The sequence below is a fragment of the Streptomyces sp. NPDC059895 genome, assembly GCF_042731035.1.
Classification (GTDB): Bacteria; Actinomycetota; Actinomycetes; order Streptomycetales; family Streptomycetaceae; genus Streptomyces.
Genome location: NZ_JBHWKO010000010.1, coordinates 189,900 through 207,726 on the forward strand (window position 1 = coordinate 189,900; position 17,827 = coordinate 207,726).

The 17,827-nt window shown below is 76.6% G+C and carries 1 protein-coding gene and 1 pseudogene; both read right to left on the reverse strand.

Annotated features, from left to right (window positions below):
• Window positions 1–246: 246 nt before the first annotated feature.
• Window positions 247–8,796 (reverse strand): annotated as a pseudogene (locus ACFV9M_RS15005) (type I polyketide synthase); the annotation flags it as partial.
• Window positions 8,797–9,022: 226 nt separating this feature from the next.
• Window positions 9,023–17,602 carry an SDR family NAD(P)-dependent oxidoreductase gene (locus tag ACFV9M_RS15010; RefSeq protein ID WP_385069532.1) on the reverse strand — a complete coding sequence of 2,860 codons (8,580 nt, stop codon included), beginning with the start codon at window positions 17,600–17,602 and terminating at the stop codon, window positions 9,023–9,025.
• Window positions 17,603–17,827: the final 225 nt, after the last annotated feature.

Below are 17,827 nucleotides of genomic sequence, written 5' to 3' on the forward strand. Positions count from 1 at the left end.
CTCGCTGTCCATCAGTTCGAAGAGCTCGTCGTCGGTCGCCGACTCCAGGTCGATGTCGTCGGCGCGGCCGTCGCCCGTCTCCCGTACGTCGTCGCCCCAGCGGGCGGCCAGCGCCCGGAGCCGGGCGACCAGTTCGAGCCCGTCCGGGTCGGACGGCGTGACGTCGGGCGCGATCCGCTCCAGCAGGGCGAGCGCGTCGTGCGCGGACCCGTGGTGTGCCGCGCCGGCGGCGGGCAGCAGCGTCGCGAGATGCGCGGCGACGGCCGCGGGGGTCGGGTGGTCGAAGACGAGGGTGGCCGGCAGTTTCCGGCCGAGGGCCGTGGCGAGCCGGTTGCGCAGGTCCACGGCGGTCAGCGACTCCAGGCCGAGTTCCTTGAACGCGCGGTCCGCGCCCACCTCGTGGACGTCGTCATGGCCCAGGACGTCGGCCGTCTGCCGGCGCACCAGGTCGAGCAGCGCCTCGGCCCGCTCGGCGGGCCCCAGGGCGGCGAGCGTCGACGTCAGGTCACCGGGGGCTTCGGCGCTCGCCTCGTCCTCGCCGAGGCCGGCCGGGTCGCCGCCCTCGCGGGCGAGCGGTCCGGCGGGGGCCGTCCCGGAGTCCAGCCAGAACCGGCGCCGCTGGAACGCGTACGTGGGCAGCTCCACCCGTCCCGGCCGCAGCCCCGCGAACGCCGGGGACCAGTCCACCGGTACGCCCCGGGCGTGCACGACGGCGGCCGAGGCGAGGAAGCGGTCCAGGCCGCCGTGGTCGCGCCGCAGGGTCTCGGTCACCACCACGCCGTCGGCGTCCGCCGCCTCGACGGTGTCCTGGATGCTGCCGGCCAGCACGGGGTGCGGGCTGACCTCGACGAAGACGGTGTGTCCCGCGTCCACCAGGTCCCGGACGACGGGGGCGAAGCGGACCGTCTGCCGGATGTTGCGGTACCAGTACGTGCCGTCCAGTTCCGCCGGGTCGGCGAGGGCGGCGGTGACCGTGGAGTAGAGGGGCACGTCGCCCTCGCGGGGGGTGACGAAGGCGAGCCGTTCGAGGAGTTCCTCCTTCGCCTCGTCGATCACCGGGGAGTGACCGGCGACCGTGGCCGCCCTGATCCGCCGGGCCCGTTCGCCCCGTTCCTCGCACTCGGCGAGCAGTTCCTCCAGGGCCAACTCGTCGCCCGCGACGACAGCGGCCGAGGGCCCGTTGACCGTGGCCACCGAGAGCCGTCCCGGCCAGGCCTCGATGCGCCGCTCGACCTCGTCGGGCGGCAGGGCCAGGGAGACCATGCCGCCCTTGCCGACGAGACCGGCCAGGATCAGGCTGCGCTCCACGACGATCCGGGCCGCGTCCCCGAGGGACAGGATGCCGGCCACGGTGGCGGCGGCGACCTCGCCCTGGCTGTGCCCGACCACCGCGTCCGGCTCCACCCCGTACGCCCGCCACTGCGCCGCGAGCGCCACGAGCACGGCCCACAGCGCGGGCTGGGCCACGTCGACGCGGTCCAGGGTCGGTGCTCCCGGCAGCTCGCGCAGGACGTCGAGGAGCGACCAGTCGACGTGGGGCGCCAGCGCCCGCGCGCAGTCCTCGATCCGCTCGGCGAACACCGGGGAGGAGTCCAGGAGTCCGTGGGCCATCCCGGCCCACTGCGAGCCGTGGCCGGGGAAGACGAAGACCGTCCGGACGCCGTCGGCGGCGACGCCCCGGACGAGGTTTCCGGCCGGTTCTCCCCGGACCAGGGCGCCGAGGCCCTGGGCGACGGCGTCGCGGCCGGCGCCGACCACGACCGCGCGGTGTTCGAAGTGCGACCGGTCGGTGAGCAGGGCGTGCGCGACGTCGGCGGCGGCCGGCCGGCCCTCCGCCCGCTCCAGCAGGGCGAGCAGCCGCCCGGCCTGGGCCGAGAGGGCCGCCGGGGTCCGCGCGGAGAGCACCCAGGGCAGGGGCGCCTCCTCGGCGGACCGGGCCGGGGCCTCACCGGCGTCGGGCGCGGGGGCGGGGGCCGGCTCCCGATCCCCGCCGGGGGCGGGGGCGGAGGCCGGCTCCTGCGTCCCGTCGAGGGCGGGGGCGGAGGCCGGCTCCCGCGTCCCGTCGGGCTGTTCGAGGATGACGTGGGCGTTGGTGCCGCTGACGCCGAAGGACGAGACGCCGGCGCGCAGCGGCCGTCCGTCCGCCTCCCACGGCTGCTCCCGGGTCAGCAGCCGCACACCGCCCGAGGCCCAGTCGACGTCCGGTGACGGCTCGTCGACGTGCAGGGTCCTCGGCAGGACGCCGTGCCGCATGGCCTGCACCATCTTGATGACCCCGGCGACCCCGGCGGCGGCCTGCGTGTGCCCGATGTTGGACTTGAGCGAGCCGAGCCACAGGGGCCGGTTCTCGGGCCGGCCGCGGCCGTAGGCGGCCACCAGCGCCTGTGCCTCGATCGGGTCGCCGAGGGTGGTGCCGGTGCCGTGCCCCTCGACCGCGTCGACGTCGTGCGGGGCGAGGCCCGCGGTCGCCAGCGCCTGCCGGACGACACGCTGCTGGGCCGGGCCGTTCGGGGCGGTCAGCCCGTTGGAGGCGCCGTCCTGGTTCACCGCCGAACCCCGCACCACCGCCAGCACCGGGTGCCCCAGCCGCCGCGCGTCCGACAGCCGCTCCACCAGCAGCAGCCCCACGCCCTCCGCCCAGCTGGTGCCGTCCGCCGAGGCGGCGTACGCCTTGACGCGGCCGTCCGGGGCGAAGGCGCGGTGCCGGGAGGTGGCGACCATGCCCGAGGGCGAGGCCATCACCGCCACACCGCCCGCGAGCGCCAGGTCGCACTCGCCGGAGCGCAGCGCCTGCACCGCCAGGTGCAGCGCCACCAGCGACGACGAGCACGCCGTGTCCACCGTCACCGCCGGGCCCTCGAACCCGTACGTGTACGAGACGCGCCCCGACGCCACGCTGGCCGCGCTGCCGTTGTGGAGGTAGCCCTCCAGTTCCGGCGGCAGGTCGTGCAGGCGCGAGGCGTAGTCGTTGTACATGACGCCGACGAAGACGCCGGTCCTGCTGCCGCGCAGCGTGTCGGGGGCGATGCCCGCCCGCTCGAACGCCTCCCAGGACGTTTCGAGCAGGAGGCGTTGCTGGGGGTCCGTGGCCAGCGCCTCGCGCGGGGAGATCCCGAAGAAGCCCGCGTCGAAGTCGGCCGCGTCGTGCAGGAATCCGCCGTGCTGGGTGTAGGTGCGGCCGGGCCGGTCGGGGTCGGCGTCGAAGAGGGCCTCGTTGTCCCAGCCGCGGTCGGTGGGCCAGGGCGTGATCGCGTCGCCGCCGGCGGCCACCAGCTCCCACAGGTCGTCGGGCGAGGCGACGCCGCCCGGCAGCCGGCAGCTCATGCCGACGATCACGACGGGGTCGTCCGTGCCGGGGGCCGGGCCGGCGGCGGGGGCCGGGGCGGGCGCCCCGTCCTGCTCGTCGACGAGTTCGGCGAGCAGGAAGCGGGCCAGGGACCGCGGGGTGGGGTGGTCGAAGACGAGCGTGGGCGACAGCCGCAGTCCGCTCGCCGCGCCCAGCCGGTTGCGCAGTTCCACGGCCGTCAGCGAGTCGAAGCCGAGGTCCTTGAACGCCCTGGTGGCGGCGATGCCCTCGCGGTCGTCGCGGCCGAGGACGGTCGACGCCTCCGCCCGGACCAGGCCGATCAGGAACTCCTCCCGCGCCCCGGCGTCGAGGGCGCGCAGCCGCCCGGCGAGGGTGGCGCCCGGCGCCTCGGACGCCGCGGACGCGACGGGCCGCCGCGTCCGCACGAGGTCGCGCAGGACCGCGGGAAGCTGCGCGGGGTCGGCTCCGTGCCGCAGGGCGAGCGGGACGAGCAGGGCGTGGTCCGTCGCTCCGGCCGCGTCGAACAGGGCGAGGCCTTCGGGGGTGGTGATCGCACGGGTGCCGTGGCGGGCGTTGCGGCGGTGGTCCGCGCCGTCGAGGTGGCCGGTCAGCTCGCTGCTCTCGGCCCACAGCCCCCAGGCGAGGGAGGTGGCGGCCAGCCCTCGTGCGCGGCGGTGTGCCACCAGGGCGTCCAGGAAGGTGTTGGCGGCGGCGTAGTTGGCCTGGCCGGGGACGCCGAGGACGCCCGCGGCCGAGGAGAAGACGACGAACTCGGAGAGGTCCGCGTCCCGGGTGAGTTCGTGCAGGTTCCAGGCGGCGTCGGCCTTGGGGCGCAGGACGGTGTCCAGCCGGTCGGCGGTCAGTCCGGCCAGGACGCCGTCGTCCAGGGTCCCGGCCGCGTGGACGACACCGGTGAGCGGGTGCGCCGCCGGGATGCCGTCGAGGACGGTCCGCAGGGCGTCCCGGTCGGCCGCGTCGACGGCGGCGACGGTGACGTGGGCGCCGAGGCCGGTGAGTTCGGCGACGGCCTCGGGCGCGCCCGGCGTCCGCTCGCCCCGCCGGCCGGTCAGCAGCAGGTGCCGTACGCCCAGGTCGGTGACGAGATGACGGGCGATCAGCCTGCCGAGCAGTCCCAGGCCTCCGGTCACCAGGACCGTCCCCTCGGACGGTGCGAACCGCCAGGTCCGGGACGGGGACGGCGCGTCGGTGCCCGATCCGGTGGCCGGGGCCGCGGGGGCGAGGCGGGGCACGAAGGCGGCGCCGCCCCGGAAGGCGAGCTGCGTCTCCCCGGCGGCGTCGGCGGCCGTCACGGCCGCGGCGAGCGGGCCGACGCCGTCCGCGTCCGCATCTCCGCCTCCGTCTCCGTCCGGGTCCGCGTCCACCAGCAGGAGGCGGCCGGGGTGTTCGGACTGCGCCGAGCGCAGCAGTCCCCAGACCCCGGCGGTCGCCAGGTCCGGCGACTCACCGGCGACGGACACCGCGCCCCGGGTCACCACGCCCAGCCGTACGCCGTCCAGTTCGGGGCGGGCGAGCCAGTCCTGGACGAGGGCGAGCACCCGGTCGAGCGTCGCCCGTGCGCGCGTCGGCACGGACACGTCCGCCGCGTCCCCGTCCGTGCCGGGTCCGGCGGACGCCGAGGCCGCCACCTCGTACCAGAGTTGATCCGGTACGTCCCGGCCCGCGCGGACCGCCTCGGCGACGGCGGCGGGGTCGTCGAAGGCCGCCTCCCGGCCCGGACCGGACGTCTCTCCCAGGAACGCCGCGGTTCCGGTGCCGCCCGTGTGCGCCGCGTCCGGCAGCGGCAGCGGCTTCCAGGCGAGCGTATGGAGCGGCGTGGCGGTCCCGGGCCCCGCGGCGAGCTGCCCCGCGGCAACGGGCCGGTACACCAGCGAGGCGACCGACACGACGGGGGCTCCGGCCTCGTCGACGGCGTCCAGGGACAGGCCGCCGTCGGCGGTGGGCGCGAGCCGGATCCGCAGGGTCGTCGCGCCCGAGGCGTGCAGCCGTACCCCGTTCCAGGCGAACGGCAGCAGGGCCCGGTCCGGCTCCGGCCGGAACGCCGTGCCGAGTGCGGCCGTGTGGAAGGCCGCGTCGAGCAGCGCCGGATGCACCCCGAACTCCCCGGCCGCCGCGCGTTCCTCGCCGTCGAGCGCGACCTCGGCGAACAGCTCCTCGCCGCGCCGCCACGCGGCGCGCAGTCCCCGGAACCGGGGGCCGTAGACCACGCCGGACTCGGCGAGCCGGTCGTAGAGACCGTCCAGGGACAGGGCGGCCGCCTCCGGCGGCGGCCAGGTGCCCGGCGTGCCCGCCGAGGGGGCCGCCGGTGCGGGCGAGCGGGTCAGGAACCCGGTGGCGTGGCGGGTCCAGTCGGCGCCGTCCGGTGCGTCCTGGGGCCGGGAGTGGAGGGTCAGCGCACGCCGGCCGCCCTCGCCGGGCGCGGTCACGGAGACCTGGATCTGGACGGCTCCGTCGGTGGGCAGGACCAGCGGGGTCTCGATCACCAGCTCGTCCACCGTGTCGCGCCCGGCCTCGTCGGCGGTGCGTACCGCCAGCTCCACCAGGGCGGTGCCGGGCACGACGACCCGGTCGAGGACCGTGTGGTCGGTGAGCCAGGGCTGGGCCTGGGCGGAGAGCCGGCCGGTCAGCAGCAGTCCGTCGCCCTCCGCGGGCCGCAGGGTCGCCCCGAGCAGGGGGTGTCCGGCGGGACGCAGCCCGAGACCGGACGCGTCCGCCGCCGCCCCGGCGACCGGTCCGAGCCAGAAGCGCCGCCGCTGGAACGGGTAGGTGGGCAGGTCCGGCAGGACGGTGCGCGGTCCCGACGGCTCCGGGTGCCAGTCCACCTCGACCCCGTGGACCTGTGCCGCGGCGAGGGAGGTGAGGAAACGGACCGGTCCGCCCTCGTCCCTGCGCAGCGATCCCGTGACGGTGACGGGCCCGGTGCCGGCGGCCTCCGCGGTCTCCTGCACGGCGGCGGTCAGCACCGGGTGCGGGCTGGTCTCGACGAAGACGTCGTGGCCCTCGGCGACCAGCTTGCGGATCGCCGGTTCGAACAGGACGGTCCGCCGGAGGTTCGTGAACCAGTAGGCGGCGTCCATCCCGGTGGTGTCGAGCCAGTCGCCGGTGACCGTCGACAGGAGCGGGATCCGCGCGGGGCGCGGGGTGACGGGCGCGAGGACGGCGAGCAGTTCCTCGCGGATCCGCTCGACCTGCGGCGAGTGCGAGGCGTAGTCCACCGCGATCCTGCGGGCGCGTGTGCCGTCCCGCTCGCAGGCGGCGACGAGTTCGTCCAGGGCGTCGGGTGCGCCCGCGACCACCACGGCGGACGGGCCGTTGACCGTGGCCACCGAGAGGCGGCCCGCCCAGGGGGCGATCGCCTCGGTGGCCGCGCGGAGCGGCAGGGCCACCGACACCATGCCGCCGTCGCCCGACAGCGCGCCGATGGCCCGGCTGCGCAGGGCCACCACCCGCGCCGCGTCGTCGAGCGACAGGGCGCCGGCCACGTACGCGGCGGCGATCTCGCCCTGGCTGTGTCCGACCACGGCGTCCGGCCGCACCCCGTGGGACTGCCACAGCCGCGCGAGGGACACCATCACCGCCCACAGCGCGGGCTGCACGACGTCCACCCGGTCGAGGCCGGGCGCGTCCCCGGCGCCGCGCAGGACGTCCACCAGGGACCAGTCCGTGTACGGCTCCAGGGCGCGGGCGCACGCGGTGACGCTGTCGGCGAACACCGTTGACGTGTCGAGCAGTTCGCGGGCCATGCCGATCCACTGCGAGCCCTGCCCGGGGAAGACGAACACCGTACGGGGATCGGTGACGGCGCTCCCGCGCACGACGCCGGGAGCGGGCTCGCCGGCGGCGAGCGCGTCGAGTCCGGCGAGCAGGTCGTCCGCGCCGGCGCCGACGACCACGGCCCGCTCCTCGAACCCGGCCCGGCCCGCGACCAGTTCGCGGGACACGGCCCCGAGATCGGCGCCGTCGGCACCGTCGGCACCGCCGGCGGTACGGAGCCAGGAGGCGAGCGCGCCCGCCTGGGCGGTGAGGGCGGCCGGGGTGCGGGCGGAGAGGACCAGGGGCAGGGCGACGGGGCCGGGGGTGCCCTCGGCGGTGGCGGGCTCCGTGGGCCCGGTGCCTTCGGCGGTCCCGGTGACCGTGGGCTCGGGGGTGCCGCCGGGGCCGTCCCCGGTCCCGGGGTCCGTGGGCTCGGGTGCCTGTTCCAGGATGATGTGGGTGTTGGTGCCGCTCATGCCGAAGGCGGACACCCCGGCCCGGCGGGGCTGCCCGGTCTCGGGCCAGGGCCGGTGCTCGGTCAGCAGGGAGACGGCGCCGGACGCCCAGTCGACGTGCGGGGACGGTTCGTCCACGTGCAGGGTCCTCGGGAGGACGCCGTACCGCATGGCCTGCACCATCTTGATGATGCCGGCCACCCCCGCGGCGGCCTGGGTGTGCGCGATGTTCGACTTCACGGAGCCGAGCCACAGCGGACGTCCCTGCGCCCGTTCCTGACCGTAGGTGGCGAGCAGCGCCTGGGCCTCGATGGGGTCCCCGAGCGTGGTGCCGGTGCCGTGCGCCTCGACGGCGTCGACCTGTGCGGGCGTCAGCCGGGCGTCGGCCAGGGCCTGGCGCACGACCCGCTGCTGGGCGGTGCCGTTGGGGGCGGTCAGGCCGTGCGAGGCGCCGTCCTGGTTGGCCGCCGTCCCCCTGATGACGGCCAGCACCCGGTGGCCGAGGCGCCGCGCGTCGGAGAGCCGCTCGACCAGCAGCAGACCGGCTCCCTCCGACCAGCCGGTCCCGTCGGCCGCCGCGGCGAAGGCCTTGCAGCGGCCGTCCGCCGACAGTCCGTGCTGCCGGGAGAACTCCACGAAGGTCGACGGGGTGGTCATCACGGTCACCCCGCCCGCCAGGGCGAGGTCGCACTCCCCCGAGCGCAGCGACCGCACCGCCAGGTGCACGGCCACCGACGACGCGGAGCAGGCCGTGTCGACGGTGACGGCGGGCCCTTCGAAGCCGAAGGTGTACGAGATCCGCCCCGAGGCGACGCTCGCCGCGTTGCCGACGAGGATGTAGCCCTCCAGGTCCTCGGGGACGGCTCCGGCCGGCGGCGCGTAGTCGTTGCCGTTCGTGCCGACGAAGACGCCGGTGCTGCTGCCGCGGAGGGCGTCGGGCCGGATCCCGGCGCGTTCGAACGTCTCCCAGGCGGTCTCCAGCAGCAGGCGCTGCTGGGGGTCGATGGCCAGCGCCTCGCGGGGCGATATGCCGAAGAAGTCGGCGTCGAAGGCGCCGGGGTCGGCGAGGAAGGCGCCGTGCCGGGTGGACGAGGTACCGGGCCGGTCCGGGTCCGGGTCGAACAGCGCGCCCACGTCCCAGCCCCGGTCGTCGGGGAAGTCGCCCACGACGTCGCCGCCCTCGGAGAGCAGCCGCCACAGGTCCTCCGGGGAGTCGATGCCGCCCGGGAAGTGGCAGCCCATCCCCACGATGGCGATGGGCTCCTGGCCGCTGTCCTCGGCCTCGCGCAGCTTCCTGCGCGTCTCGTGCAGTTCGGCGGTGACCCGTTCCAGGAGGTGCCGCATGCGGCTGTCGTTCATGAATCCGTCCTTCGTGCGCGATGCCCGGTCCGGGACTCGCTCCGGGGGTGCGGTGCGGGGCCCGATGCGGGTGGGGTCTGGTGGAGAAGGAGGCGCGGTGCGGCGGCACCGCTCGGTGGGGGCCGCCGGCTCAGGAGATGCCGAGTTCCTTGCCGATGAAGTCCATCAGCTCGTCGTCGGTGGCGGCCGACAGCGCGGCGGAGACGTCGCTGCCCGGCCCGGTGCCGCCGGCCGGGGCCGTGCCGTCCGCGCCGTGCGGGCCGTCCGCTGCCAGGGCGGTCAGCCGGGCCGCCGCGTCGGCCCGCTCCGGACCGTCCGGCGGCAGCGCCGCCAGCAGCGCTTCCAGACGGTCGAGGTGGGCCCCCAGCTCCCGCGCCGTGCCGTCCGCCGGCACCCCGGCCGGGGCGAGCCGTTCGTACAGCAGGTCGGCCACCGCCTGCGGGGTGGGGTGGTCGAACACGACGGTGGTGGGCAGGTTCAGCCCGGTGCGCCGGTTCAGGCGGTTGCGCAGTTCCACGGTGGTGAGGGAGTCGAAGCCCTGTTCCTTGAAGCCCCGGTGGACGTCCACGGAATCGGCCGGCCGGCCGCCCTGGACCTCGGCGACCTGTGTGCGGACGAAGCGCAGCAGCAGCCGGCGCCGGTCCTGCTCGCCGGTCGCCGCCGCCAGTTCGGCGCGCAGTCCGTCCGGCCGGTCGTCCGGCTCCGGTGCGCGGTCGGCCGTGGGGCCGCCGGTGAGGGCTTCGAGCAGGGGATGGGGACGCAGGGCCGCCAGGGCCGCCCAGTCGCCGCGGCACACCACCAGGTGGGTCTCGTCCCGGTCCAGGGCCTGTTCCAGCGCGGCGACGGCGAGTTCGGGGTCCATGGGCAGCAGTCCGTGGCGCTCGGTGCGGCGCGCGGCCTCGTCGCCGGCGATGCCCTCGCCCGCCCACAGCCCCCAGGAGACGGAGGTGGCCGGCAGGCCGGCGGCGCGCCGCTGGAAGGCGAGGGCGTCCAGGTAGGCGTTGCCGGGCGCGTAGTTGGCCTGTCCGGGTGTGCCGAGGACGCCGGTGGCGGAGGAGAAGAGGACGAACGCGGTCAGGTCGAGGTCGCGGGTGAGGTCGTCCAGGTGGCGCGCGCCGGCCGCCTTGACCCGCAGGACCCCCTCGAGCTGTTCGGGGGTGAGCGCGTCGAGCAGGGCGTCGTCGAGGACGGCGGCGGTGTGCACGACCGCCGTCAGGGGGTGTTCCGGGGGCACCGAGGCGATCACCCTGGCGAGTGCCGCACGGTCCGCGACGTCGCACGCGGCGAAGGTCACCCGGGCGCCCAGCGCGGTGAGTTCGTCCCGCAGCGCGTCCGCGCCCGGTGCGTCGCCGCCGCGCCTGCCGAGCAGCAGCAGATGGCCGGCGCCCTTGCGGGCCAGCCACCGGGCGGTGTGCCCGGCCAGTGCTCCGGTGCCTCCGGTGACGAGGACCGTGCCGCCGCCGGGGGTCCAGTCGGCCGCCCGCCCGTCGGCGGGGGCCGGTTCCAGGGGCGCCGGCACCAGGCGCCGGGCGAGCAGCCCCTCGGGCCGTACGGCCAGTTCGGCCTCCCGGTGGCGGCCGGTGAGGGCGGTGAGCACCCGGGCGGCGGCGCCGGCGTCGGCCCGCTCGGGCAGGTCGACGACACCGCCCCAGCCGTCGGCCTCGGTGGCGGCCACGACGGCGAGTCCCCAGACCAGCGCTCCGGCCGGGTCGGCCGGCCGGTCGCCGGTGCCGGTGGTCACCGCGCCGCGGGTGAGGGTCCACAGCGGCGCGTCGGTGCCGGTGTCGTCCAGCGCCTGGACGAGCGCCGTGGTGGCGGCGAGAGCGCGCGGCAGGGCGGGCAGGCCCGGTTCCGGGTCGTGGTCCAGCGACAGCAGGGACAGCACGCCGGTCACCGGCTCCGCGGCCGACCGGTCGGCGGCTTCGGCGAGCAGGGCGGCCAGGGACGCGCGGTCGGAGCGGCCGGCCGGGACGGGAACGCGGTCGACGCGTGCGCCGGCGTCGCCGAGGGTCCCTTCCAGCAGCGGCCCCCACGTGTCGTACGGCCGGGGCGCGGCGTCGGCCCGGTCGGGCAGGACGAGCAGCCAGCGCCCCCGGACGGTCCCGGGCAGCGGGTCCGGTACCGGCTGCCAGCGCACCCGGTGCCGCCACCGGTCGATCTCGGCCGCCCTGCCGCGCTCCGCGTGCCAGGACGCCAGCAGGGGCAGGACGGCGTCGAGTGCCTCACGGCGCCCGGAGTCGGTGATGCCGAGCGTGGTGGCGAGGGAGTCGAGTTCCCGGCGTTCCACGGACTCCCAGAACCGGCCGTCGTCGACCGGGGTGCCTGCGGGTGCCCGGTGTGCGGGCGCCTGGAACCAGTGGCGTCGCCGCTGGAAGGCGTAGGTGGGAAGGTCCACCCGGCTCGGCCCCGACCGGCCGATGACCGCGCTCCAGTCGACGCCGGCCCCCCGTGCGTGGGCCGTGCCGAGCGCGGCCAGCAGGGTCTCCGGCTCGGGGCGGCCGCGGCGCAGCAGGGCGGCGAGGGCGGGCGGGGGCGTGTCCTGGCCGCCTCCGCCGAGCAGGCCCTCCTGCGCCAGGGCCGTGAGGACCGCGTCGGGACCCAGCTCCAGGTACGTGGTGACCCCGTCGGCCTCCAGACGGCGTACGACGTCGAGGAAGCGGACCGCGCCCCGGGCGTGCGCCGCCCAGTACGCGGGAGGGATCGGCCGGTCGTGGGTGAAGAGGGTGCCGTCCAGGGCGCTCACCAGGGGGATGTCCGGGGGCAGATGGCCGAGGCCGTCGGCGACCCGGCCCAGTTCCCGGGTCATCGGGTCCATGAGCGGGGAGTGGAAGGCGTGGCTCGTGCGCAGTCTGGCGGTCCTGCGGCCCCGGGCGCGGAACCGCTCCGTCACCGCGAGCACCGCCTCTTCGGCTCCGGAGACGACCGTCGCGGACGGGCCGTTGACGGCGGCGATGCCGGCCTCCGTCTCCCGGCCGTCGAGTGCGCCGAGCACCTCGTCCTCGGTGGCCTCCAGGGCGACCATCGCTCCGCCCTCCGGCAGGGCCTGCATCAGGCGGCCCCGGGCGACGACCAGCGCGGCGGCGTCCGTGAGGCTCAGGGCACCCGCGACATGCGCCGCGGCGAGCTCGCCCACCGAGTGGCCGGCGACCACGTCGGGACGGACGCCCCAGGACTCCAGCAGGCGGAACAGCGCCACCTCCAGGGCGAACAGCGCCGGTTGGGTGAACAGGGTCCGGTCGAGTGCGCGGGGCGTGTCCGGGGCGGACGGCTCCTGCGGGTGCGGGCGTCCGGGGTGTTCCTGCGGGTGCGGGTGCGGGTGCGGGCGTCCGGGCTGTTCCTGCGGGTGCGGGTCGGTGGCCCGGTGTTCCTCGGCCTCGGCCTCGCCGGCTCCGTCGTCCACGCTCGGGCCCGCTCCCCCGCCCGTTCCCCCGCCCGAGTTCGCGCCCGCGCTCGCGCCGGTGAAGATGATCTCCCGCAGCGGGGCGGGCGCGTGTCCGGCCAGGTGGGCGTCGAGCGCGGCGCACGTCTCGTCGAAGGCGGCGGCGAACACGGGGTGGGCCGCGTACAGCTCCTTGCCCATGCCGGGCCGTTGGCTGCCCTGCCCGGTGAAGAGGAACGCCAGCCTGCCGGAGGCGGCGGACCGTCCGCGGACGACCCCTTCGGCGGTCTCCCCGCGGGAGAGGGCCCGTACGGCGGTGCGGAGGTCGGCCGGGTACCGGGCCACCACGACGGCACGGTGGTCGAACAGCGGCCTGCGGGCGAGGGCGTGCCCCACCTCGGCCGGGTCGACGTCTTCGGGCGCCGTCGCGTTGAGCAGCGCGGTCAGCCGTGCGGCCTGGTCCTGGAGCGCCTGCGGGGTGCGCGCCGACAGGGCCCAGGGGACGGGGACGTCCCGGTCGGCAGCCGGGCGCTCGGGCTCGGCCGGGGCGGGGGGCGCCTCTTCGAGGATCAGGTGGGCGTTGGTGCCGCTGATGCCGAACGCGGACACGGCGGCGCGGCGGGGACGGCCGGCGGCCGGCCAGGGGGTGGCGCGGGTGAGGAGTTCGACGGCGCCCCTGGACCAGTCGACGTGCGGGGTGGGACGGGCCACGTGGAGGGTGGCCGGCAGCAGGCCGTGCCGCAGGGCCTCGGTCATCTTGATGACGGAGGCGACACCGGCCGCGGCCTGGGTGTGCCCGAGATTCGACTTCAGGGAGCCGATGCGGAGCGGCTGTCCCTCGGGACGGTCGAGCCCGTAGGTGTTGATCAGTGCCTGGGCCTCGATGGGGTCCCCGAGCGTGGTGCCGGTGCCGTGGGCCTCCACGGCGTCGATGTCACCGGTGGTCAGCCGGGCGTCCGCCAGGGCCTGGCGGATGACGCGCTCCTGGGAGGGGCCGTTCGGAGCGGTGAGTCCGTTGCTGGCGCCGTCCGAGTTGACCGCGCTCCCCCGGATCAGGGCGAGCACCCGGCGGCCGGCCCGGCGGGCGTCCGAGAGCCGCTCCAGCAGCACCAGCCCCACGCCCTCCGACCAGCCGGTGCCGTCGGCCGCGGCGGCGAACGGCTTGCACAGCCCGTCCGGGGCCAGCCCGCGCTGCCTGCTGAACTCGGTGAACATGCCCGGGGTCGCCATCACCGTCACACCGCCCGCCAGCGCGAGGGCGCACTCGCCGGACCGGACCGCGCGCGCCGCCAGGTGGAGCGCCACCAGTGACGAGGAGCAGGCGGTGTCCACGGTGAGCGCCGGCCCTTCGAGGCCGAACGTGTAGGCGATACGGCCCGAGGCGACACTGACGCTCGCGCCGGTCAGCCGGTGTCCGGAGCCGGAGCCGGCTTCGTGCAGGCGGGGGCCGTACTCCTGCTGGGTGGCGCCGATGAAGACGCCGGTCCCGCTGCCGCGCAGGGTCGCGGGGTCGACGCCGGCCCGCTCCAGCAGTTCCCAGGAGGTCTCCAGGAGGAGGCGCTGCTGCGGGTCCATCGCGTCGGCCTCGCGGGGCGTGAGTCCGAAGAAGTCGGCGTCGAACCGGTCGGCGTCGTGCAGGAATCCGCCGCGGCGCACATACGTGTGGCCGGGCCGGTCCGGGTCGGGGTCGTAGAGGTCCCCGTCCCAGCCGCGGTCGACCGGGAAGCCGCTCGTCGCGTCCGTCTCCGACACCAGCAGGTCCCAGAGCCGCTCCGGGGTGTCGGCGCCGCCGGGCCAGCGGCCCGCGGTGGCGACGATCGCGATCGGGTCGTCGTCCTCCCCCGCCTCCCCCGCCTCCCCCGCCTCCCCGGCCTCCCCGGGGGTTCCGGTGGCCCGCGGTGCTTCGGCGGGATCGCCGGGGCCGGTACCGGAGGCCTCCGCCGCGAGGTGCCGGGCGAGGGCGAGCGGGGTGGGGTGGTCGTAGGTGAGGGTCGGCGGCAGCCACAGCCCGGTCGCCCGGGACAACCGGTCCGCGAACTCCACCGCTCCGAGCGAGTCCAGGCCGAGGGCCTTGAACGTCCGTTCCGGGTCGAGGTCCTGGCCCGGGGTGACGCCCAGGACGTCGGCGGCGGCGACGCGGACGAGGGCGAGGAAGTCGGTCCGCACGGCCGGCACCGGCGCCTCGGGCGCGGCCGACTTCGCGCCGCCGGCGACGGAGGCGTCCGGGGCGGAGGCGTCCGGGGCGAACTCGTTCGGGGCGGAGGCGTCCGGGGTGGGGGCATCCGGGGCGAACTCGTTCGAGGCGGAGGCGTCCGGGGTGGGGGCATCCGGGGCGAACTCGTTCGAGGCGGAGGCGTCCGGGGTGGGGACGGACGCCTTCGGGGCGGGGGCGGGGGCCGTCGGGGCGGTCGCGGGCCGGGGTGAGGTGGCGAACCGGAAGGGCCTGCGCCGGAAGGCGTAGGTCGGCAGCGCGACCCGCCGTCGCGGCCCCTCGCCGAAGAAGGCGGACCAGTCGGTGTCGGCACCGGTCACATGGAGCTCGGCCAGCCCGGTGACCAGGGAGAGCCGCTCGGGCACCCCGGGCCGCAGCAGCGGGACCACGGACGCGTCACGGCCCGCGCCCGACCGGGTGAGGGAGGTGAGCACGTTGCCGGGGCCCAGCTCCGCGTAGCCGGTGACGCCCCGCCCTGCCAGCTCCCGTACGGCGTCGTGGAAGCGCACCGGGCGCCGGATGTGCTCGGCCCAGTAGTCGGGCGAGGTCAGCTCGTCCGGACCGGCCGGCCGGCCGGTCACGTCGGAGATCACGCCGAGGACCGGGGGGCGGAAGGCGAGTGTCGCGGCGATCTGCCGGAACTCGTCCACCGCGCCGTCCATGTGCGGCGAGTGGAAGGCGTGGCTGACCTTCAGGCGACGCGTCCTGCGGCCCTGGCGGGCGAACCGTTCGGCGACCTCCCGCGCCGCCTCCTCGTCTCCCGAGACCACGACCGCACGTGGGCCGTTGACGGCGGCGAGCGCCAGCCGGCCGGCGTACCCGGCCAGGACCGGCTCCGCCTCCGCGGCGGTGGCCTCCACGGCGATCATCGCTCCGCCCGCGCGGGCCTCCTCCATCAGGCGGCCCCTGGCCGCGACGAGGGTGACGGCGTCCGCGAGCGGGAGCACCCCCGCGACATGGGCGGCGGTGAGGCCGCCGATGGAGTGCCCGAGCACGAAGTCCGGTGCCGGGAGGTGTTGTTCGAGCACCCGGTACAGCGCCGTCCCCAGCGCGAACAGGCCGGCCTGGGTGTAGCGGGTGCGGTCGAGGAGCGCGGCGTCCGGCGAGCCGGGAGCGGCGAAGAGGACCTCGCGCAGCGGCCGGTCGAGGTGGGTGTCGAACTGCTCGCACACCTCGTTCAGGGCCGCGGCGAACGTGGGTGTGGTGGCGTGCAGTTCGAGGCCCGCGCCGGCCCGCTGGCTGCCCTGTCCCGGGAAGAGGAAGGCGAGGGGACCCGCCGCCCGCACCGGCGCGCGGCCGACCACGGCACCGGGGTTGGGCTCGCCGGCCGCCACGGCGTCCAGCGCGCGCAACAGGCTCGGGCGGTCGTGTCCGAGCGCCACCGCGCGGTGGGCGAACCGGGTGCGGGTGGTGGCGAGGGAGTGACCGAGGTCGGCGATGTGGAGGCCGGGGCGGCCCCGGACGTGCTCGGCGAGCCGCTCGGCCTGGGCCCGCAGCGCCGCGGGGGTGGCGCCGGACACGGGCCAGGGGACGACGACGTCGGCGCCGGCGCCGGGGTCGGTGGCGGTGTCGGTGGCGGTGGCGGTGGCGGCGGGTGTCGTCGGGCGGGCGGCGGTGGGCGGCTCGGCCAGCAGCACATGGCAGTTGGTGCCGCCCATGCCGAAGGAGCTCACGCCGGCGATCAGCCGCCGGTCGGGCCGGGGCCAGGGGCCCGACGCGCGCTGGACCCGCAGGCGCAACGCGTCCAGAGGGATCCGCGGGTTGGGGGTCTCGTGGTTGAGGGTCGCGGGAAGCTGCCGGTGGCGGAGGCTGAGCACCGCCTTGAGCAGACCGGCGACACCGGCCGCGCCCTCCAGATGTCCGATGTTGGTCTTCACCGAGCCCACCAGCAGGCGCTCCTCGCCCTCGCGGCCCGTGCCGTACGCGGCGCCGAGCGCGGCGGCCTCCACCGGGTCCCCCACCGGGGTTCCGGTGCCGTGCAGTTCGACGTACTGCACCTCGCGCGGGTCGACCCCCGCCTGCCGGGCCGCCTGGAGCAGTACGTCCCGCTGGGCGTCGGCGCTCGGTACGGTCAGCCCCTCGGTGGTTCCGTCGTTGTTGACCGCGCTGCCCAGGATCACGCTGTGCACGTGGTCGCCGTCGGCGAGCGCCGCCGCCAGCGGCTTGAGGAGCACCATGCCGCCGCCCTCGCCGCGCGCGTATCCGTTGGCGCGGGCGTCGAAGGTGTACGAACGGCCGTCCGGTGACAGGCCGCCGAAGCGGGCGGCGGCCGAGGTGCTGTCGGGGGCCAGGTTGAGGTTGACGCCTCCGGCCAGCGCGAGCGTGCAGTCGCCGTCGCGCACGGCCCGGTAGGCCAGGTGGAGGGCGACCAGGGCCGACGACTGGGCGGAGTCGACGGTCAGGCTGGGGCCGCGCAGACCGAGGGTGTACGAAACGCGGTTGGCGAGGATCCCGCGGTTGAGTCCGGTCAGGGTGTGGCGGGTGAGGGGGCCCGCGTCCTCGCGGTGGCGCAGCGTCGCGTAGTCGTGGGCCATGGCGCCCACGTAGACGCCGACGGGGGTGCCGGAGAGGCAGGCGGGGACGATCCCGGCTTCCTCCAGCGCCTCCCAGGCCAGTTCGAGGACGAGCCGCTGCTGGGGATCCATCTCGGCGGCCTCGCGCGGGGAGACGCCGAAGAAGTCCGCGTCGAAGTGGTCCACGTCGTCCAGGAAGCCGCCGGGCAGATCCGCGTCGCGCGGCGCACCGGACCCGGGCCGGCCGTCGAGGCCTCCGGCGTCCCCTGAGGATTCGGCGTCCCGGGGTGCGCCTGCGTCCTGAGGGGCGCCTGCGTCCCGGAGAGCTTCGGCATCCCGGGGAGCTTCGGCATCCCGAGGAGCTTCGGCGTCCCGGAGTGCGTCGGCATCCCGGAGTGCGTCGGCATCCCGGAGTGCGTCGGCGTCCCGGGGGGCCCGGCGGTTCTCGGGGGGCGGGCCGATCGCGCTGCCGCCCCGCCGCAGCAGGTCCCAGAAGGCGTCCGGGTCGGGTGCGCCGGGCAGCCGGCACGCCAGTCCGATCACGGCGACGGGAACGACCGTGTCATGGCCGGCTCCGGCCGCATGGGTGTCAGCCTGCCTGGTCATCGTTCTCGCCGAACCCTTCTCGACATTCCGCGCGGAAGATTTCCCGCTGCACCGACTTTCCCTCCAGGACGACCGGAAAGGCGATGCGATGATTCCTCCCGCATCCCGGCGCCACCGCTCACATTTTTGCCGCGCGATGCTTTCCACGCCGACCCCTAACCTCCCCCTAGGAGTTCCCCCACCACGTCCAACCTGCTGTTTCGAAGATCGAACGGGGCGCGGAAC

Coding starts and splice junctions, on each gene's coding strand:
- ACFV9M_RS15010 (WP_385069532.1), bottom strand. CDS start 17,602: ATGACCAGGCAGGCTGACACCCATGCGGCCGGAGCCGGCCATGACACG.